The sequence below is a fragment of the Halomicronema hongdechloris C2206 genome (genome assembly GCF_002075285.3).
Classification (GTDB): domain Bacteria; phylum Cyanobacteriota; class Cyanobacteriia; order Phormidesmidales; family Phormidesmidaceae; genus Halomicronema_B; species Halomicronema_B hongdechloris.
Window position 1 is genome coordinate 3,709,032 of sequence record NZ_CP021983.2, and the last position, 19,332, is coordinate 3,728,363.

At 56.0% G+C, this 19,332-nt stretch carries 16 protein-coding genes; 6 read left to right on the forward strand and 10 right to left on the reverse strand.

Features of this window, described 5'->3' with window-relative positions:
• The first annotated feature begins 139 nt into the window (after positions 1-139).
• Positions 140-331, forward strand: a complete 192-nt coding sequence (locus tag XM38_RS16830; RefSeq protein ID WP_080806655.1) for a hypothetical protein — start codon at positions 140-142, stop codon at positions 329-331.
• A gap of 165 nt (positions 332-496) precedes the next feature.
• Here XM38_RS16830 and XM38_RS16835 read toward each other — a convergent pair whose 3' ends face one another.
• The 5 genes from XM38_RS16835 to XM38_RS16855 form a co-directional block, all read right to left on the reverse strand.
• The gene (locus XM38_RS16835; protein ID WP_080806652.1) at positions 497-892 is read right to left on the reverse strand and encodes a response regulator; all 396 of its coding nucleotides are present in this window, start codon (positions 890-892) and stop codon (positions 497-499) included.
• A 47-nt stretch (positions 893-939) separates the two neighbouring features.
• A complete protein-coding gene (locus XM38_RS16840; RefSeq protein WP_088430478.1) occupies positions 940-2,166 on the reverse strand; it encodes an LL-diaminopimelate aminotransferase in 1,227 nt (408 codons plus the stop codon).
• A gap of 155 nt (positions 2,167-2,321) precedes the next feature.
• Entirely contained in the window at positions 2,322-3,092 is a 771-nt protein-coding gene (locus XM38_RS16845) for a PspA/IM30 family protein (RefSeq protein ID WP_080806647.1), read from the reverse strand.
• Positions 3,093-3,321: 229 nt separating this feature from the next.
• The gene (locus XM38_RS16850; protein ID WP_080806645.1) at positions 3,322-3,633 is read right to left on the reverse strand and encodes a hypothetical protein; all 312 of its coding nucleotides are present in this window, start codon (positions 3,631-3,633) and stop codon (positions 3,322-3,324) included.
• Between the two features lie 663 nt (positions 3,634-4,296).
• The gene (locus XM38_RS16855) at positions 4,297-5,706 is read right to left on the reverse strand and encodes an SLC5/6 family protein (protein ID WP_080806641.1); all 1,410 of its coding nucleotides are present in this window, start codon (positions 5,704-5,706) and stop codon (positions 4,297-4,299) included.
• 443 nt (positions 5,707-6,149) lie between these two features.
• Here XM38_RS16855 and XM38_RS16860 point away from each other — a divergent pair, with 443 nt between their 5' ends.
• Positions 6,150-6,425: an HU family DNA-binding protein gene (locus XM38_RS16860; RefSeq protein ID WP_080806639.1), complete on the forward strand. Its 276-nt coding sequence runs from the start codon at positions 6,150-6,152 to the stop codon at positions 6,423-6,425.
• A 10-nt stretch (positions 6,426-6,435) separates the two neighbouring features.
• On the forward strand, positions 6,436-7,539 hold the full coding sequence (gene cobD / locus XM38_RS16865) for a threonine-phosphate decarboxylase CobD (protein ID WP_225889339.1): 1,104 nt from the start codon (positions 6,436-6,438) through the stop codon (positions 7,537-7,539).
• A gap of 9 nt (positions 7,540-7,548) precedes the next feature.
• Here the strand turns inward: cobD and topA are convergent, their stop codons facing one another.
• Positions 7,549-10,281, reverse strand: coding sequence for a type I DNA topoisomerase (gene topA, locus XM38_RS16870; protein WP_080806637.1), 2,733 nt, complete (start codon positions 10,279-10,281; stop codon positions 7,549-7,551).
• A 555-nt stretch (positions 10,282-10,836) separates the two neighbouring features.
• Here topA and XM38_RS16875 point away from each other — a divergent pair.
• The 3 genes from XM38_RS16875 to XM38_RS16885 all read left to right on the forward strand — a co-directional run bounded on the left by XM38_RS16875 (position 10,837) and on the right by XM38_RS16885 (position 14,961).
• The gene (locus XM38_RS16875) at positions 10,837-12,402 is read left to right on the forward strand and encodes an NAD(P)H-quinone oxidoreductase subunit N (RefSeq protein ID WP_080806635.1); all 1,566 of its coding nucleotides are present in this window, start codon (positions 10,837-10,839) and stop codon (positions 12,400-12,402) included.
• Between the two features lie 102 nt (positions 12,403-12,504).
• Entirely contained in the window at positions 12,505-13,641 is a 1,137-nt protein-coding gene (locus XM38_RS16880; RefSeq protein ID WP_088430480.1) for a sensor histidine kinase, read from the forward strand.
• Between the two features lie 216 nt (positions 13,642-13,857).
• A complete protein-coding gene (locus XM38_RS16885) occupies positions 13,858-14,961 on the forward strand; it encodes a serine/threonine-protein kinase (protein WP_088430482.1) in 1,104 nt (367 codons plus the stop codon).
• Here XM38_RS16885 and XM38_RS16890 read toward each other — a convergent pair.
• The 4 genes from XM38_RS16890 to XM38_RS16905 all read right to left on the reverse strand — a co-directional run bounded on the left by XM38_RS16890 (position 14,958) and on the right by XM38_RS16905 (position 19,314).
• Complete coding sequence (locus XM38_RS16890; RefSeq protein ID WP_088430484.1) at positions 14,958-15,896, reverse strand: alpha/beta fold hydrolase; 939 nt, start codon at positions 15,894-15,896, stop codon at positions 14,958-14,960. The two genes, XM38_RS16885 and XM38_RS16890, sit on opposite strands and share 4 nt — an antisense overlap.
• A 16-nt stretch (positions 15,897-15,912) precedes the next feature.
• Positions 15,913-17,301: an FADH(2)-oxidizing methylenetetrahydrofolate--tRNA-(uracil(54)-C(5))-methyltransferase TrmFO gene (trmFO, locus tag XM38_RS16895; protein ID WP_088431741.1), complete on the reverse strand. Its 1,389-nt coding sequence runs from the start codon at positions 17,299-17,301 to the stop codon at positions 15,913-15,915.
• 82 nt (positions 17,302-17,383) lie between these two features.
• Positions 17,384-18,112 carry a pyruvate formate-lyase-activating protein gene (pflA, locus tag XM38_RS16900; protein ID WP_080806629.1) on the reverse strand — a complete coding sequence of 243 codons (729 nt, stop codon included), beginning with the start codon at positions 18,110-18,112 and terminating at the stop codon, positions 17,384-17,386.
• A gap of 38 nt (positions 18,113-18,150) precedes the next feature.
• On the reverse strand, positions 18,151-19,314 hold the full coding sequence (locus XM38_RS16905) for a medium chain dehydrogenase/reductase family protein (RefSeq protein WP_202978908.1): 1,164 nt from the start codon (positions 19,312-19,314) through the stop codon (positions 18,151-18,153).
• Positions 19,315-19,332 lie beyond the last annotated feature (18 nt).

The following is a 19,332-nucleotide window of genomic DNA, read 5'->3' on the forward strand; positions in this document are numbered from 1 at the left end:
AAAGTTTTCATGCCCGATTTTATCCCGTAAAGTATCCCTCAGGGTCGGTGCAGTACCGTTGTCATTTGTTTAGCCCTATTCCCATGCTGGAGACAGCTTGTGTTTTATCTAACCGCCCTTTGCTAGGAGCCATTCACAGATGACAACCATTGATCAATTTGAAGCTCGCTACCGTGAGCAGGTGCGAGAAATTTTAGACCGCCTACAGCAGGCCGGTCTGGTATCGTCTCAGCTGGAAGCGACGATGGCTAATATTGGCCAGTCTGTTCAGCAACTCAGCCAAGAGGTCGAGCAGTTCTTGGCTGAGCAGCGCGGCCAATCCGATGCTTGAGGGGTATAAGCCACCGCTCCAATGCTTTGGGCGGTGGCGAGCTAGTCAGCCTCCCTAGACTGGGCAATGGAGCGAGCGGCAATGTCTGCCAACACTATAAATGGGGGCTTATCGACACCGTCTATGGGGCATCTGTAGGGATCTCGAACCGTTACTTCCTCCCCCTCAAGGCCGAGGATCCTCAGAGGAATCGTCATCTGGCGGTAGAAACCGACGAACGATTTGGGTAAGGGTTTGCAGATGAGTCGGCTTGACCAAGTAATACCGCGCTCCCAGCGCCAGGGCTCGCTGTTGATCCGTGGCAAAGGCATAGCCTGACAGCACGATCACTGGCACATCACGCCAGGGTGTGTCTTGCAATTGCTTGAGCAGGGTATACCCATCAATGTCAGGGAGTTTCAGGTTTAGCAGAATAAGCTGGGGCTGAAAAGCCTGCAGGTGGGTGAGCAAATTAATGCCCGTGTATAGTCCCATGACGCGATAACCGCAATATTCCAGATAGTCGGTGAGGAACAGGCGGTTGGCATCGTTGTCCTCTATGATTAAGATGCGTCCGGCCATGCAGGCAATATTCGAGGGGCCAGCGGGGCCACTAAAGTTCTCTCATCTTACCGCCCTACTGTTCCTTTGACCGGAGGGGTTTTTCCCCGAATCCGATGGGGTGAATGGACCTGCAGAAAGTTGGCTATCCGATGGACAGCCTCTTCTAGTACAGCAACAGGATGCACCAGAGCCAGACGTACGTAGCCTTCCCCTGCCTTGCCGAAGCCACGCCCTGGGGCCACAGCTACCCCCGTGGCCTCTACCAGCTGTACGCCGAAGTCAATGGAGTTGTCAGTCCAGGGCTGGGGGAGCTGGGCCCAGATGTACTGGGTGGCGGTCGGTGTGGGTACGGCCCAGCCGATGCGATCTAGGGCGGCGATGCAAGTATTTCGCCGCTGCCGAAAGGTCTCCACGGTTTGGTGCACGGTATCTTGGGGGCCGGTTAGGGCGGCGATGGCGCCCTGGAGGATGCCGCGATATTGGTTGAAGTCTATATTGGCTTTCACCTGGCGCAGGGCGGTAATCAACTCGGCATTACCGATGGCGTAGCCCACTCGAAAGCCGCCCATGTTGTAGGACTTGGACATGGAGAAAAATTCGATGGATACTCGCTTCTGACGGTCGGCCTGAAGCACTGAGGGGGCAGGCTGTCCGCTGTAGGTGACGTCGCCGTAGGGAAAGTCATGGACTAGCACTAGTTGGTTGCGATCGCAAAAGGCCACCGCCTCCTGCCAGAACTCCAGGGATGCCTGGGCCGTAGTGGGGTTGTGGGGATAGCTCAGTACCATCATCCGGGCCTGGCTCAGCACCTGCGGGGAAATGTCCTGAAACTGGGGCAGAAAGCCATGGTCGGCCAACAGCGGCATGGTATAGATCTGACCGCTGGCCAAGTGCACCCCGCCGGCATGGGAGGGATAACCTGGATCGGTGAGTAGGGCGAAGTCACCTGGATTCAGCAGGGCTAAGGGTAGGTGAGCTGTTCCTTCCTGAGAGCCAATCAGCAACAGGACTTCAGTCTCAGGGTCCACCGGCAGGCCAAATTTCTGCTCATACCAGGTGGCTACGGCCCGCCGAAAGGGATCGGTGCTGTGGAAGAGAGCATAGCCATGGGTGCTGGAATCGTAGAGGGCTGCTGCAATGGCATCCAGCACATGGGGGGCCGTGGGCAAATCCGAAGACCCTAAGGACAGATCGATGATGGACTGTCCCGCTGCCATGGCATTGGCCTTGGCCCGGTCCATGTCGGCAAAGACATTGGTCTGCAACGGTGCCATTCGGTCAGCGAGTTGCATAGTGTTACCTCTGGTGTCCCCGTTTTAGTAATCCCGTTCTCTACCGATCGAGCCCCCCTTGCAAACCCGCTGGATCAGGAGAGATGGCAATCGGTTAGCGCAGCAGGGTATCTTGCTTCCTGGCAGCGAGGGGATTGGCGCGGCGGATGTTCTACCTACAATTGATCCAACTGAGACTTGAGTTCCTCTAGCTCCGCATCCACATTCTCATCAGTCGGTTGCTGCTGGGAGGTCTCCCCTTCCGGTAACGAGGCTTGATCGACGGACCCACCACTCAGCTGAGCTTTCATGGCGGCTAACTCCGCATCCACGTCACCGCCAGCCTCTAGGGCCGCAAACTGACTCTCGAGATCGGCACCGGCTAGCTCAGCGGCAGCCTGAGACCGGGCTTCCATCTGCATAATTTTGTCTTCCATGCGTTCAAAGGCGCCCATGGCACTACTAGTGCCCAGGCGCCCCATGGTGCTCTGTAGTTGCTCATTGGCCTTAGCGGCACTGGCCCGAGCCCTGAGCATGTCTTTTTTGGTCTTAGCCTCTGAAATTTTCCCTTCTAAGGCAATCAGGTTGTGCTTCAGCTGCTCGACTTGTCCAGATTGTTGGTCGAGTTGGGCCTTGAGGGAACTGGCGGTTTCAGCCTGAGCCTTCTTGCGACTTAGTGCTTCCCGAGCCAGTTCTTCGTTCCCCTTCTGTAGAGCCAGTTGAGCCCGTTGATGCCAGGTGTTAGCTTCTGCCTGGGCCCGCTCGTGCTGCTGCTGAATCCGTTTCTGACTTGCGATCGCACTAGCTACAGCCTGGCGCATCTGCACCAGGTCTTCCTGCATATCAATGATGGCTTGCTCCAGGATCTTCTCTGGATCTTCCGCTGAGCTGACAGCAGCATTGAGATTGGACCGAATGACTCGGCTAACGCGATCAAATAACCCCATGACGATGTCCTTACCCCTTCACTATTTGGTTTGCAGCTGATTTGCAAAGTTCCTGGCACCGCGTTCAAGGCTAGACCTGGCGCTTTACCAGGGAGAAAACAAAACTTCAGATCTCGAGTTGGATGTGGTGGCAGCAACCAGATCTAGAGCCACGGTCGTCCCCTTGCTCGAGGCATCTGCCCTAGTCTTAGCATAAGTCCGCCCCCGGGGACGATCTCTATTGCCCCGATTACTCACCTGCTCCCCTAGACACCGGAGACGTTGGGTCAGTCAACGTCTCCAAGTTATCCGCCTGCCATTTCAGCACCGAGGCATTGACTCCTTGCTCGCGTTTGATTTTGGCTTCTTTCTCGAACCAGGCAATGATCTGCTGCGGCGTTAGGGCCGCGACGGAGGTGTCTAGGTCTGCCGCAATATAATTCAGCAGCTTGGCGGTGGAGATGGTGAGCCGGGTGAGGAACTTTTCTGGCGAACTCAGCAAGGCTTTATCTACCTCCGCCGACTCCTCTGGGGTTAGAAATTGAGCAGTTTGGTCCAGCATAGTCGCATCTGGCGTTCTCATTACCAGCCTAGCAAGTGAGCGGGCAGGGTAGTGCAGGCTGCTAGTCTGCGCGAGGAGACCACCCTAGACCCCATGGAAGGGCGGGTCGCTCGGTAGCGATGGCTCACGATAAAACCACACTTGATCTCCCCGGTCAGAGAGCTCACCGGGGAAATTTCGCGTCCCTCAGACCCCCACGACCAGGGCAAACCGCCTGTAGTGAGCGTTGTCGAACTGCTTGTAGTGTATGGCTTTCAGCCAGGCTCCGCCAAGCGCGACAGCGGCTCCGCAGGAGCAACGAAGTCGAACTACTGCCCTGGACCTGCGGAAGGGCTTGTCGGTTAGTGGCGCTAGATCGCGTCGCATCGGCAAGGTAGCAATAAATTTTGAATTTTGAATTTTGAGTTTTGAATTGAAGCCCGCTGCCTTTTCCCATGCCCCTACCTCTTTCCTCATCCACCGTCTGACAGGGAACCAAACCATTCACTCACTCAACACTCAACACTCATCACTCATCACTCATCACTCATCACTCATCACCTTCCTCCGCCCTCAGTCCTCTCTTTCCCCCGTGGGTCCTTCCCTGACCACTCATAACTTCTCTCGCTTAAGTAAAACGACCCACGCTACCTGTTTTCCTTGCCCCTTCCCTCTTCCCTCTCATCACGCCCTCTGCTCAGGGCGGCCCCCCAGGAGATATCCCAGCGTGCACACCAGCAATCCATATACATTCACCCCCAAATCTAGGGCGTATTTGCCACCTCCCAGGCTGAGCCAAGCTGGAAAGAGGGTGAGGCTGGCGGCGTTTTCGACCACTCGCAGCACTCCAACGATTAACCCGGGCCAGAAGGCGAAATGAAAGCTGAGGGGGCCGGCCGAGGGCAGAAACGACAGCAGAAAAATGGGGGCCAGCCCCATGACCATGGTGCCGCTGATGGTGGTGGCCATAATCACAGCCGGGCCGATGCGATCGCCCATATAAATACTCAGCAGGGGCAAGTTGCCCAGCAATGCGATCGCAATAATCCACCAACGCCCCACAAACGCCTGAGCCTCGGTGGGCATCCCGCCTCGATTAAACCAGTCCCGTGCCCCCAATTTGGCCACACTGGAAAAGGTCGAATCTAGAGTGGAGCCGGCACTCGTGAGCATGATGGCATTGAACACCAGCAGCATAGGTAAGCCAAACAGGGCCGGTACAGTCAAGGCAGGGGAACCCTCTAGGCCATTGAGACGGGCATAGAGACCCACAAAGCTAAATAGAAAGATAAATCCACCACTGAGCACACCGGCCAGGATAAATCCCTTGACCATGGTGCGGGGAGAGGTAATAAAGGCCCGATCCGTCATCACCGGATCATGGAAGGGATAGCTAAAGATCTGGACAAAGGCGAGCCCACAAAAGGTAAGCCCCGCTAAGCGGGTATCGGTTTCCACCGCTGGCAAGCCCTGACTCGCGAGCCCCGGCCCCAGCACCACCAGGATTAGCACCAGCAACCCAGCCCCTAGCACCATCTGGGCCCCATCAGTCAAGAGGCTGCTGCGCAAGCCCCCCCACAGGCTGTAATACACCGTAAACAGAGTCACCAAGAGCGCTGCCAGCCAGTAGCCACCGCTGCCCTCGGGACCAAAATAGAGGGAAAATACCTTGGTATTGGACCACACTTCGTTGAGCAAGCGAATGGCAATGGCCAGCAAAAAGAGGCGAGCACAGATTCGACCGTATTTGCTGACTAGGAATTCGGCAATGGAGCGGTATCCCCCCCACATGCGAATGAAATAGAGAGCGATGGCGGCCGTGACAAAGCTGAGATAGTAGATGGCGTAGCCGATACCTCCCCATACACCGAAGGCATGGGCCAGATTGGCCGCGTTGTCGATGGACTTAGCAAAAATCCAGGAGATGGCAGCACTGGCTACCAATAGCCACAATCCTGGTGCCCGGCCTTGCTCAGATTCTCCCTGGAAGAAGGCTGCCGCAGATGCCTTATGGGGGGTCGTCTGGCGGACAACCCGATAAACAAATAGGCCATAACCGGCCAGAAGCGCCCAGGTTAAACTCGTTGTCAGCATAGTTACATTAAAACTGCCCGAACTCTGGCCCTTACTGTCTCCAATGGAGCCCTAACGGGAGCTGATAGCCAGATGAATATTTACTGAGAAAAGCATACTGCCTTAAGGACTGACAGGGCCCTGCTTTGCCACCGGATTTCCTAGCTCTGTAGGAGACGGTGGCGTCATTGGCGATCCCATTTCCCCAGGGGTAATCTTGACTGAAACAAGAGTAAATCTCTCCTAAGTGCTTCGTTTTTCTTAAAAAACCCCGAAATCCACATAAATTAAAGGTTCCATCGTTCCATATTGGCGGGGTTGCCCTTAGAATAGGGCAGTGAAATTTCGACTTTTCAGGGGTTTCAGCCATTTGGACGGATTTTTCCGCCATGCCAAGTCAGGACTGACCTGTTTGGTCAGGCGATACCTCCATACTTAGATAGTCCAATAGGAGACACAACGTTATGAATAAAGGCGAACTCGTCGATCAGGTGGCCCAAAAAGCCTCCGTAACTAAGAAAGAAGCGGATGCTGTCATTACTGCCATGATTGATTCAGTCATGGAAGCCGTGGCCAATGGCGACAAAGTGACCCTAGTCGGATTTGGGTCTTTTGAGCGCCGTGAACGCAAAGAACGAGAGGGGCGTAATCCCAAAACCGGAGATACTATGGTTATCCCGGCGACTCGGGTACCTGCCTTTTCTGCCGGTAAGCAGTTTAAAGAGATGGTGGCCAAGTAGTCTGAAGCCGTTGTCAACCTCTATAGTTCATCGACCATTTCATGGGGGGAATCTGACCTGGGCTGCTCAGTTGGCCGGTTGTCCCCCCAGTTCTCTATTAGATTTTTCCGCCAGTGTCAGTCCTTTGGGGCCGCCTGCCACTGTGCTGGCAGCGATTCAGGCCCAACTGTCTTCTCTGGCAACCTATCCAGATCCCGCCTACAGTCAATTACGCCAGGGCTTGGCCCGTCACCATGGCATTTCTCCGAACTGGATCTTGCCAGGCAATGGGGCCGCTGAACTATTGACGTGGGCCTGCCGTGAGTTGGCGACTCAGACGGCATGCCTACTACCTACACCTGCTTTTGGTGATTATCGTCGCGGATTGCAAGGATTTGCCGCCACCATCGTGTCCTGCCCCCTACTCACGAATCAGGGGACGGAGATCTCCCTAGAACAGGCCATCGCTTCGGCCCCACAACGCCAGGGGATATCCCCAGACTCGGGACTATTGTTGAATAATCCCCACAATCCTACCGGGCGCCTATTCCACCGAGATCAGATCCTGCCCCTGTTGGATACCTGTGCCCTAGTGGTGGTAGACGAGGCGTTCATGGATTTTCTGCCACCCGGGCAACAACAGAGTGTGATCGATCTGGTCGGCCCCTATGACAATTTGGTGGTGGTGCGATCGCAAACCAAGTTTTACAGCCTGCCGGGGCTACGCCTAGGCTACGCCATTGCCCAACCAGAGCGGCTGCAGCGCTGGCAACACTGGCGTGATCCGTGGCCTGTGAACATATTGGCTGCCACCGCCGCCCTAGCTGCCATTCAAGATCAACCCTTTCAACAACAGAGCTGGGCCTGGTTAGGGCAAGCTCGGCCTCAACTCGTCGATGGCCTCACTCAGCTGCCAGGACTGATGCCATGGCCAGGTGCGGCCAACTATCTACTGGTGCGTTCTGATGTGCCAGTTCCTCCCCTGCAGGAAGCCCTACTGCGCCGACATCGCATCCTGATCCGAGATTGTCTCAGCTTTCCTGAATTGGGAGAACACTACTTCCGAGTCGCCATCCGCACCCCAGACGATAATCAACGGCTATTGACCGCCCTAGCTGACGTACTAATTGGCTGACGTTGCTTCCTAGGATTCCTTGTCTTTACGGGCGGTGGAACTCTTGGCCGAAGGATTGCTTTTCCGTGACGCCGCCGTCTTTGAGCTACGACCTTTGGTCCGTCCTCCCTTAGCACTGGTCCCCTTCTTGGCAGTGCCCCCCTTCGAGGTACCGCTCTTCGACGTACTGCCTTTGGTGGAGCGACGCTTAGTCTTCGTCGTCGCCGCCTTGGCCGCCAACAGCCCTAGGGCCTGCTCCAGAGTAACGTTCTCCACCGAGGTGTCCTCCGGCAGGGAAGCATTCACCTTGCCATGTTTAACGTAGTGGCCATAGGGACCGTCATACACCGCAACCAACTCGCCATCGTCCGGATGCTGACCCAGCTCCCGCAGCGGTGTGGCTGATTTGCGCCGTCCTCGCCGGCCCTTCGGTTCAGCTAATAACTCTAGGGCGCGAGCCAAATCTACGGTGAGGACATCGTCATTCTTTTTCAGCGACCGATAATCCTTACCCTCTTTGCCTTGATCATGGACCACATAGGGGCCAAATCGACCCAGTCCAGCTTTCACCGGGGCATTGGTTTCAGGGTGATATCCCAGCGTTCGAGGCAGGGAAAGCAGCCCCACAGCTATCTCCAGGGTGACATCATCTGGAGTCATGCCCTTAGGCAAAGAGGCTCGCTTCGGCTTGGGCCGATCGTCGGTAGCTTCTCCTAACTGCACATAGGGGCCGTAGGCGCCTACCAACACGAAAATAGGTTCCCCCGTGTCTGGATGCAGTCCCACCTTGTCGGGCCCCTCAGTCTTTTGCTTCAGCAGCATCTCGACTTGGTCTGCATCCAAATCAGCTGGCGTCATATCATTGGGAATAGACGCCCGGACCGAGTCACCATTATTCTCGGCCTCGATGTAAGGGCCATAGCGGCCAATGCGCACCGTTGCCTCAAGACCATTCAGATCAACTGTACGGGCCTGCTGTGGGTCAATCTGGTTTTCCCGTTGCTGCACCTGTTGCTCTAAGCCATCATTGCCGCTATAAAACTCACGCAGATAGGGCAGCCAGTCGGCACTTCCGGTAGAGATTTCGTCTAAAGTTTGCTCCATGCGAGCCGTGAAGCCTTCATCTACTAAATCAGGAAAGTGATTTTCCAACAGAGAGGTGACGGCAAAGGCTGTAAAGGTGGGGATCAAACTGTTGTTAGCTAATTGAGCGTAGCCCCGATCGATGATGGTGCCAATCACCGTGGCATAGGTGCTAGGCCGACCAATCCCCTCACTCTCTAGGGTTTTTACCAACGTGGCTTCGGTATAGCGGGCCGGCGGTTGAGTTTCGTGGCCAATGGCCTCCAACTCGGTGCAACTGACGGGATCAGCGACTGCCATCGGTGGCAAAATTACTTCTTGATCGTCTAAAGCCGCATCGGGATCATCGGACCCTTCTACATAGGCGCGAAAGAAGCCCGGAAAATCAATGCGCTTGCCTGTCGCCCGAAAGGTGGCGTTGTCGACATCAATGGTAGCGGTCACATGGGTTTGGCGGGCATTGGCCATCTGGGTCGCCACTGTCCGCTTCCAGATCAAATCATAGAGGGCTAACTCTCGGCCAGACAGACCGGTTTCCTGGGGAGTACGAAAGGTACTACCGGCAGGGCGAATCGCTTCGTGAGCCTCCTGGGCGCCCTTACTCTTAGTGGCATACTGACGGGGCTTGGGACTGAGGTAATTGTGACCGTATTTCTGCTCCACACAGCTGCGAGCTGCTGCAATCGCCTGCTCGGACAAATGCACCGAGTCCGTTCGCATGTAGGTGATATAGCCCTGCTCGTAGAGACTTTGGGCAATGCGCATGGTGTCTCGGGCCGAGAGCCGCAGTTTGCGGTTGGATTCCTGCTGTAGGGTTGAGGTGGTAAAGGGAGCTGATGGTTTCCGGGTAGCCGGACGTTCTTCTAGATTGCTAACGGTCCAACCCCCAGCTTGTAGGCGCTCTCTCAGGGCATTGGCCTCAGCTTCATGCAGCAAGACGACCTGGCGGCCGGCAGCAACTTGTCCGGTATTTTCGTCAAAATCACTGCCAGTCGCTAGGCGAGTACCGTCTAGGGCCACCAACTTGGCCTCGAAGGGGGACTCGGAGGCCAATAGGGTTGCTTTTAAATCCCAATAGCTACCCTTGCGGAAGGCCCGACGGGCTTGCTCCCGTTTTACCAGGAGCTTTACGGCAACTGACTGGACCCGTCCAGCCGATAATCCCCAGGCGATCTTTTTCCAGAGCAATGGCGATAGGGTATAGCCCACCAACCGATCGAGAATGCGGCGCGTTTCTTGGGCCCGGACCAGCTGATCGTTGATGTTGCGGCAGTTGGTCAAGGCTACCTGAATCGCCTCCTCGGTGATCTCATGGAACACCATGCGCTTGATGGGTACCTTGGGTTTTAAGACCTGCAGTAGGTGCCAGCTAATGCTCTCCCCTTCTCGGTCTTCATCGGTTGCCAAGACTAATTCATTCGCCTCTTTCAGCGCTGCCTTCAGCTCCTTAACCACCTTTTTCTTGTCACTGGGCACTACGTAGAGGGGTTCAAAATCAGCGTCGGGATTGACCCCTAGCTGAGCCCACTTTTCCCCCTTAACAGCAGGCGGGATTTCACTGGCTGACTTGGGCAGATCTCGCACGTGTCCCATAGAGGCCTCGACTCGGTAGTCCGAGGGCAAGTAGTTGCGGATAGTTCTGGCTTTAGTCGGCGACTCAACGATGACAAGAGTTGACATAGAGCTGGTTCAACGGCCTCCGAAATCGCTCGCTTGCTGGATGGATATGGCTTCTTTGTACCTCTGACGGATCACGTGACTGTATCCTGTCCGAACGATCAGCATCAATGGGTCAGCCAGGTCAACAGTCAGCCAGATGACAGATCTTCCCTGATCTATAACTGAGAAGGTCAGGTGGTTACCACTCTACTGCACGGTCTGGGAAAAGATCGATGGCCCTTGCTAGCAGTGATGACTGAACCGAGCCACTGGCTGCCGCACCGTAGCGGCCGCTTATGGATGGAGGCTGTCATCTCCGGGTAACTGAAAAACTGTCGGTTGATCAGCACCAGGGCTAGGTCGTTACCGTAGGACAGTGGCCCTGTGGCCCAGGACATTAGCTGAGAAATCAGGTGATATCACCTCATAGGTAAAAATACGCGATAAGATGCCAGGTATACAATTGTTCAAGTTTCTCTGGGCAGTCTTTACAATGACGTTGCTGGAAAGCCGATGGAAGCTTGGGCCGGTCAATACATTACGTTTTGTTGAATCCAGTTCGAGGGATCAGTCTCCATGGATGTTGTCAACCTTAGTGCGCAGCTTAATGCAGCGGCCATTTTGCCAGAGGGCATTGTCATCCTTACCCTATTGGCAGTTCTGGTCGGAGATCTGATTGTCGGGCGCTCGTCGGCCCGATGGACTCCTTACGTTGCGATCGCAGGTCTCCTCGTCGCCCTCGTCGCCTTGGTCTTCCAATGGGACATTGACAACCCCATTGCCTTCCTGGGGGGATTTAATGGAGACGCCCTCAGCGTTGTCTTCCGAGGCATCATTGTATTATCGGCAGCCGTCACGGTTCCCATGTCGGTGCGCTATGTGGAGCAATCAGGCACCTCTCTGGCCGAGTTTCTGGTGATTCTCATGGCGGCCACCCTGGGCGGCATGTTCCTCACCGGGGCTGATGAACTGGTGATGGTCTTTGTCTCCTTAGAAACCCTGGGTATTGCTTCCTATCTCCTCACCGGTTATATGAAGCGAGATCCCCGCTCCAATGAGGCCGCGCTTAAGTATCTGCTCATTGGGGCCGCCAGCTCTGCCATCTTTCTCTATGGTGTTTCTCTGCTCTACGGTCTGTCGGGAGGCCAAACCCGCCTGACAGAAATTGCCAATACGGTCCTGGCGGAAGGAGGCGATGCCCCCATTGGCCTGATCGTCGCCTTGGTCTTCGTCATTGCTGGCATTGCCTTCAAAATTGCCGCTGTCCCCTTCCACCAATGGACTCCTGACGTCTACGAAGGGTCCCCCACCCCTGTGGTAGCCTTCCTATCGGTAGGGTCCAAAGCAGCCGGCTTTGCCCTAGCGATTCGACTGCTAGTGACAGCATTTCCAGCAGTTTCCCAGCAATGGCAATTTGTCTTTACCGCCCTAGCCATTCTCAGCATGGTGCTCGGTAACGTTGTCGCCCTGGCCCAAACCAGTATGAAGCGGCTATTGGCCTATTCTTCAATTGGTCAGGCAGGTTTTGTCATGATTGGCCTGGTTATCGGCACCGAAGCCGGCTATGCCAGCATGATCTTCTACCTGCTGATTTATCTGTTCATGAACCTGGGCGGTTTCATTTGCGTCATCTTGTTCTCCCTACGCACCGGCACCGATCAGATCAGCGAATACAGTGGTCTCTATCAGAAAGATCCCCTATTAACCTTGGGTCTGAGTATTTGTCTGCTCTCCTTGGGAGGGATTCCGCCTCTGGCCGGATTTTTTGGTAAGCTCTACATTTTTTGGGCCGGTTGGCAGGCTGGAGCCTATGGCCTAGTGCTGGTGGGTCTACTCACTAGTGTTGTCTCTATCTATTACTACATCCGAGTCATCAAGATGATGGTGGTGAAGGAGCCCCATGAGATGTCTGATGCCGTCAAAGACTACCCCGAAATCTGTTGGACCTTACCAGGTATGCGGCCTCTTCAGGTCAGCTTGGTCTTAACGGTCGTTGTTACCTCACTAGCAGGGGTGCTGTCCAATCCCTTATTCACTCTAGCCAACAACTCAGTCACCCATACGCCGCTACTACAATCAGCCCTCACGCCGACTAATGCTGAGCAAGTGTCCCTGCAGTCATCCCAGCTGTCTGGGGACTGAGTCTCTGATGGGGGGGCTAAACCACCTTTAAATCTGTCGTTGACAGGTGGTCTACGCTAAGTTGGCTCCTATCCCCGTAGCGACCCTATCGCCACCTGCTCCATGTCCAAACTGAACCTGCGCAGCCGTCTATTGCTATCTCACTTAATGGTGATGGCGGTGGGTATTGTGACACTGGCTAGCGTCAGCTGGATTTACTCCCCCAAGCTTTTTATCATCACGTTGCAGCGCATTGAACGCTACGGTATTGGCGTGCGCCAGGTGCGAACCGATTTGATTCAGGGGTTTGAGTCAGCCTGGGCCCGAGGCATGACTTGGTCAATTTTGCTGGGGGGAGGAGCTGCCGGTAGCCTCAGTTTTTTATTATCCCGGCGCATTGTGCAGCCTCTGCTGCAACTAGAACAGGTGACCCGTAAATTTGCCACAGGGGACTTAGAGGAGCGGGTACCCGCATCCGATATCCCTGAACTCGATCAGCTGGCCACCAGTTTCAACCGCATGGCCGATGATCTGGCTGGCGTCGAGCAGCGACGGCGAGAACTCATCGGCGATTTGACCCACGAATTACGTACCCCCCTGACCATCGTCAAGGGATATCTGGAAGGGTTGGCCGATGGCACCATCGAACCATCGCCTGACATATATCGACGATTAGCCCGCGAAACCACTCGACTCAAACGGTTGGTCAATGATCTGCAAGAGTTATCGAAATTAGAGGCGGGCTATTTGCCCATTCAAGCCCAACCGATGGCTCTCTGTCCCTTATTGGCAGGGTTGGTGCATCATTTTGACAATCAGTTGGTTGATGGGCAGGTGCAGTTGACACTGGAGTGCCCCAATAACTTACCCCTGGTGAAAGCAGATCCTGAGCGGGTAGAGCAGATCGTCGTCAACCTGCTCAGCAATGCCCTGCGCCACACGGCTAGGGGCTCGGTCTGGGTCACTGCCCTGGCAGTTCAGGGCCAAGTCTGGGTGCAGGTCCAGGACACAGGCACCGGTATTGCTGAGGCTGATTTACCTTACATTTTCGAACGCTTCTGGAGAGCTAAGCCAGCCTCTAAAGATACGGTAGAGACGAAACGGGACCAATCCTCTTCTGAGGGATCTGGCGTTGGCCTTACCATCTGCCGCCGGTTAGTAGAACTCCAAGGCGGTCGTATCGAAGTGGAGAGTCAGCCGGGTCAAGGCAGTACCTTTCGATTCTCCCTACCCATAGCTGCTGACAACTACAATAAATAGGTAAGATATCAGGGGCTTCGAGGCCAGTAACTGGTAGCAGCCATCATACTCTGGTCACGAGGTCAGGATCTAACAGGACTGCCAATCGTCATGAAGAGTTAATCGTACCTAACAGCAAAACCCGTGAATCTTTTCCCTGGCTTATACGGTCTAGGTTAGGTTATAAATGCGACTGACCAGATTCGTTATCCCTGATGACTCAAGAGGCTGACATTTATGCAGGAGTCTCCCGTCGATCTATCTGAGATTCGGGCGGCCCGCCCCCAGGACAACTATCTTCTCCACTGTTGTCGCTCTGGACAATTATTTCGAGATCGGTATCGCATTGTCAGGGTGTTAGGGCGAGGTGGCTTTGGGGTCACTTATCTGGCTCAGAATGAGATCTTACCAGGGTCCCCCCTGTGCGTCGTGAAACAACTGTGCCCCAAAATCAGTAATTCTTTGGCCTTACAGCGAGCCCGGGTGCGTTTCAAGCGCGAGGCCCATATCTTATCGAAACTGGGGAGTCATTCTCAGATTCCCCGACTACTCGATTATTTCACCATTAAGGGGGAGTTTTACCTGGTGCAGGAGTTCATCCAGGGAGAGACTCTGCGTAAGGAAGTGCAACGGTTTGGTCGTCAGCCGGAAGCCCAGGTAAAGCAGTTCCTACGGGAAATCTTGCCGGTGATTAAATTTGTCCACCGTCATCACATCATTCACCGTGACATTAAGCCGCCGAATATCATTCGCTGTCGCGAGGATCAGCGGCTGGTGTTGATTGACTTTGGGGCGGTGCGGGAATACCTCAGCAATGACGATAGTCTGCAAGCTCCGATGACTCAGTTTGTTGGGACTCCTGGTTTTTCGCCACCGGAGCAGTTAGCGCTGCGCCCCTGTTTTGCCAGTGATATTTATGCCCTGGGCATGACTAGTTTGTTTATGTTGACCGGGAAGTCGCCCATAGAATTTGATACAGACCCGAGCACAGGCGCGATTCAGTGGCAGCGCTTTGCTTCCGTTAGCTCTCATTTTGCTGGGGTGTTGACGAAGATGTTGCAACCATTGGTCGATGATCGCTATCAGTCGGTTGAAGACGTAGAGCAGGCCCTAGCCCTGGAACCTCACTTAGATAGCCTGGCCACGTGCATGACGTTGCCTCATGCCGGTCAGTCAACGCCACCCATCCAGCATGAGACGGTGGTGCCGATGAATACCCACCTGACCCATACCCAACGGGAAGCGGCGGCGATTCGACGCTGGCGGGCGCGGCGGGCAGCGAAGCATCTGCGCCAACATCGCACTGGCTTATCGACAACGGGGACGATGTCACCGTTTTAATGGGGGCTAGCTGAGACTTCCCTTGAGAAGTCCGTTCCCAGCCAGTCTAGGATAGCTTGGTTGACCTGGTCAGGGTACTCGTCGTAGAGGAAGTGTCCGGCGTTGGGCAGTTCTACTAAGGTAACGTGGTCATTCAGGCAGGTCACCTGGCGCCCCCACTGGGGTGGAATCACCTGATCGGCTTGTCCCCACAGCAGTAGGGTGGGATGGTATAGTTGCTGGACCAAAGGCCGGGTAGCGGGGCTGAAATGGGTATTAGTGCGCGATCGCACCAGGTAGCAGAGGGTGCGGGCGGCGCCGCGCTCTCGAGGCGGACGGGCAAAACTGTCGACCAGGGCGGCGTCCACGCGCTCGGGACGGCTGTAGAGATTGCGTAGCACTGCTCGCAGCAACCAGGGCTGGCGCACGACACCAAATAGGGGCCGAATCAATAGTGGCGTGGAAAAGGTGCGCTCTAGGGGCCGGGCGATGGCTTCTAGCCAGCCAGGCAAGAGTTCTTGGCGGGCCGCGGGTAGGGTTAACAGGACGATGCGATCGCACATCTCCGGATAGGTAATGGCTGCCGTCAGCGCCACCAAAGCTCCCAAGGAATGGCCCATCAACACCACCGGTTCCCCTAACCAATGACACCAGAAGTCATGGACCTGCTCTACCCACAGGTCAGTGCCGAAGGTGGTAGCGGCCTTAGCAGAGCCGCCAAACCCTAGCAAATCCAAGGCATAGACGGGATGCTGCTGAGCCAAGGGGGCCAGGGTCCGGCGCCACTGCCCTAAGCTAGCCCCAAATCCATGCAACAGCAGTATTGGCGGTCGATCCGTAGCCCTAGCGGCAACCAAAAAACTGTAGCGAATTCGCCAACCCCGCCAGTACCAGCTACGCTGGTGGCCTAAGGAAGGCTCCTGCTCATCCGGTATTACACCCTGGTCATGGCTCATGCTTTGCCATCACTCCCTAGGCACTGGCACTCAAGGCCGGAGACTGCAGTGGCAGGTCATGCTGACCGGCCCAGGTGCTGAGGTCAGCCAAGCTGCGATCGCGATAACGGCCATAACGCTCCCGCTTATTCTTAATCTTTTGCGGCAGGGCCGGCAGAATCCCGAAGTTAGGCGGCATCGGCTGAAAATACTTGGGCTCTGCCGAGCTAATGAACTCAAACAGCGCCCCCATCATCATCGTCCCAGGCAGCGTCAAGGGCTCCTGCCCCAGGACCAACCGCGCTGCATTGGTGCCAGCTAACCAGCCACCGGCCGCTGCCGCCGTATAGCCTTCTGTGCCCACCAGCTGCCCCGCTGCCAGCAAACTGGGCCTACGGTCGAACTGCAGGGTTGCCTGCAGCAGTTGGGGCGAATTGATAAAGGTATTGCGATGCATCACTCCCATGCGGACGAATTCCGCCTGTTGCAGACCAGGAATCAAGCGAAACACCCGCTTTTGCTCACCCCAGCGCAAGTTGGTTTGGAAGCCCACCATATTCCAGAGTTGGCCGGCCTTATCTTCCTGGCGCAGTTGCACCACGGCGTAGGGCTTCTTAGAGCGATTAGCCGGATCGCGAAAATCCCCCAGGCGGGCATCAAATAGCCCCACTGGCTTCAAGGGGCCGTAGCGCATGGTGTCTTCGCCGCGGCGAGCCATCTCTTCGATAGGCAAACAGCCCTCGAAAAACTTGGCCGTCTCCTGCTCAAACTCCTTCAGGTCTGCCTGTTCTGCCTGAACCAAGGCCTGCCAAAACTGCAGGTATTCCTGCCGATTCATGGGGCAGTTGAGATAGGCCGCCTCGCCGCGGTCATAGCGAGAGGCCATAAAAGCAATATCGCGGTCAATGCTTTCCCCGACAACGATGGGGCTGGCGGCATCGAAGAAGCTCATATAGGCTTGGCCGGTAAAGTGTTGCAGATCTGCTGACAGGGCCTCGCTGGTGAGGGGTCCCGTAGTCAGCACCGCAATCCCGGTCGCTGGCATTTGAGTGACCTCATCCCGCCGCAACTCGATCAGGGGATGGCTGGCCAGGGTTTCCGTTAGAGTCTGACTAAAAATGCTTCGATCCACCGCCAAGGCCCCCCCGGCCGGCACCTGATGCCGATCCGCCTGGGCGATGACGACCGATCCCAGCTGGCGCAACTCCTGATGCAGCAGCCCCGAAGCCCGATCCGTCGCCTGGGCTCCGAAAGAGTTGCTACACACCAGTTCGGCCAGATGCTCGGTATGGTGGGCCGGAGACTGTTTCTGCGGCCGCATCTCGTGGAGGATGACCGGCACGCCCCAACGGGCGATCTGCCAGGCGGCCTCAGTCCCCGCCAGCCCACCGCCAATCACATGAATCGGTTGCCTATCTGCAGCCATGGAGCTCTGCCATTGCGTCAGCTCTTCTAGAATAACGAGCCCTGGCACCGCTGCCTACAACTCGGGAATCTCCAAGGACACCTCAGCTACTGACCGTGTAGAGGCCGCGCTCAGCAAACTGGGCCACGGTGGATTGGATTAACTCTGCCGAGGGAGGTTGAGTCTCTTTCAGCGCGTACTCATAGCCCAACTGCTCCCACTTGTAGGCCCCCATCTGGTGAAAGGGCAACACCTCCACCCGTTCCACATTAGTCAGCGTCGCCACAAAATCGGCTAATCCCTCGATATTGTCCCGCGGATCCGTGAGTCCTGGAACCAAGACAAATCGGATCCACACGGGTTTGCCGATGGCAGCTAGATGGCGGGCAAAGGCCAGAGTCGGCTCCAAACTGACGTGGGTCACCCGTTGATACAGGGCCGGATCATAGGACTTGATATCCAGCAGTACCAAATCCGTATGGGCCAGCACCGGCGCCGCCGCCGGAATCTGCACATAGCCGGAGGTATCCAGGGCCGTGTGTAATCCCAGAGCTTGGCTTTGCCGCAGAATCTCAGCGACAAATTCTGGCTGCATCAAGGGCTCGCCACCGGTCACGGTGACACCGCCATGGCGCAGGTAACTGCGGTACTTTTTCACCTCTTGCATCAGCTCATCGACAGTCACGACCTGACCATCCTCAGGATGGCGGCAGTCTGGATTGTGACAATAGAGACACCGCAGCGGACAGCCCTGGGTGAAAATCACAAATCGCAGCCCCGGCCCATCGACGGTGCCACAGGTCTCAATGGAATGAATGCGTCCAGAGATCATAAAACCATGTCCGAAAACCGTATCCGAAACAGGGAGCCTCAGTTGCACAACAGCACCAAGGCACCGCTAACGGCCGAGCGTTCAAGCAGCGTCTGGGCCTGGGCAGCCTCCGCCAGACTTAGGCGTTGAGCAATCACCGGATGAATCTGTCCCTTAGCCAGCAGCTCCAAGAGAGTAGTTAGATCCTGACGGAACCAGTCTGGATGCCGCTGTTTCATGGCGGTGATGCTGTAGAAAGCAACTCGCTTAGACTGCAGCCATCTCAGTTGTAACAACCCCAGACAGAGAAAGTTTTGCAACAGTCGCAGTTGCCTGCCGCGGTTAGCCTGGGCGGCTGCCATAAACCCGAAGTTAATTAGGGTGCCGTGGGGTTTCAGCACTCGATAGGATCGAAACAGATGGGGGCCACCGACTAAGTCAAAGACGGCATCGACTCCCGCTGCCGTGAGGTCAGCTATCCGCTGCACGAAATCCTCATGACGATAGTCAATCGGGATAGCTCCCCATTGCCGAATGTGGTCATGTTTAGCCGCCGCCGCCGTGCCGTAGACCTCTAACTCTGTCAGTCGAGCCAGCTGCAGCAGGGCCGTGCCGACTCCACCGGCAGCGCCATGAATCAGAATACTCTGGCCCGGTTTCACCTGGGCCACCCGATGCAGCATCTGGTAGGCCGTGACATAGTGCAGCACTAAGGCAACGGCCGCCGCCGCCTCGACCGTGTCCGGCACCGGCACAACGTCAGAGGCCGACAGACACAGATATTCGCTGTAGCCACCAGTCACCGTTAGGGCCGCCACCAACTGCCCCACCGGCACCGTAGACACCTGGGCTCCTACGGCATCGACGATGCCGACAACGTCATAGCCTAAGGTAAAAGGCGGTTTAGGCATGCCGGGGTAAAGCCCCTCGCGAATCAAGATATCGGTGTAGGCCACGCCAGCGGCCAGAACGCGCACTCTGACCTCATGGGGCATCGGCGCGGGTAGCTCTGCTGCAGCTATCTCCAGGACTGAGGCATCCCCATGGTGAGTCATGATTACATGTTGATATGTCATAACGACCCGTAGCTGTCTTCTGCCGGGCAAGGAAAGCGGCATCTCCCCAATGCGGGTGGTGGTGCCTGCGCTCCTGGGCCGAAATGGCGGTTGGGTAACTCGACTGACGGTTAAGTTATGCTCGCCACGGTACACGTCCGCCGCCATTCCCGGAGTCATCCTCTG

Coding starts and splice junctions, on each gene's coding strand:
- XM38_RS16830 (WP_080806655.1), top strand. CDS start 140: ATGACAACCATTGATCAATTTGAAGCTCGCTACCGTGAGCAGGTGCGA.
- XM38_RS16835 (WP_080806652.1), bottom strand. CDS start 892: ATGGCCGGACGCATCTTAATCATAGAGGACAACGATGCCAACCGCCTG.
- XM38_RS16840 (WP_088430478.1), bottom strand. CDS start 2,166: ATGCAACTCGCTGACCGAATGGCACCGTTGCAGACCAATGTCTTTGCC.
- XM38_RS16845 (WP_080806647.1), bottom strand. CDS start 3,092: ATGGGGTTATTTGATCGCGTTAGCCGAGTCATTCGGTCCAATCTCAAT.
- XM38_RS16850 (WP_080806645.1), bottom strand. CDS start 3,633: ATGCTGGACCAAACTGCTCAATTTCTAACCCCAGAGGAGTCGGCGGAG.
- XM38_RS16855 (WP_080806641.1), bottom strand. CDS start 5,706: ATGCTGACAACGAGTTTAACCTGGGCGCTTCTGGCCGGTTATGGCCTA.
- XM38_RS16860 (WP_080806639.1), top strand. CDS start 6,150: ATGAATAAAGGCGAACTCGTCGATCAGGTGGCCCAAAAAGCCTCCGTA.
- topA (WP_080806637.1), bottom strand. CDS start 10,281: ATGTCAACTCTTGTCATCGTTGAGTCGCCGACTAAAGCCAGAACTATC.
- XM38_RS16875 (WP_080806635.1), top strand. CDS start 10,837: ATGGATGTTGTCAACCTTAGTGCGCAGCTTAATGCAGCGGCCATTTTG.
- XM38_RS16880 (WP_088430480.1), top strand. CDS start 12,505: ATGTCCAAACTGAACCTGCGCAGCCGTCTATTGCTATCTCACTTAATG.
- XM38_RS16885 (WP_088430482.1), top strand. CDS start 13,858: ATGCAGGAGTCTCCCGTCGATCTATCTGAGATTCGGGCGGCCCGCCCC.
- XM38_RS16890 (WP_088430484.1), bottom strand. CDS start 15,896: ATGAGCCATGACCAGGGTGTAATACCGGATGAGCAGGAGCCTTCCTTA.
- trmFO (WP_088431741.1), bottom strand. CDS start 17,301: ATGGCTGCAGATAGGCAACCGATTCATGTGATTGGCGGTGGGCTGGCG.
- pflA (WP_080806629.1), bottom strand. CDS start 18,112: ATGATCTCTGGACGCATTCATTCCATTGAGACCTGTGGCACCGTCGAT.
- XM38_RS16905 (WP_202978908.1), bottom strand. CDS start 19,314: ATGGCGGCGGACGTGTACCGTGGCGAGCATAACTTAACCGTCAGTCGA.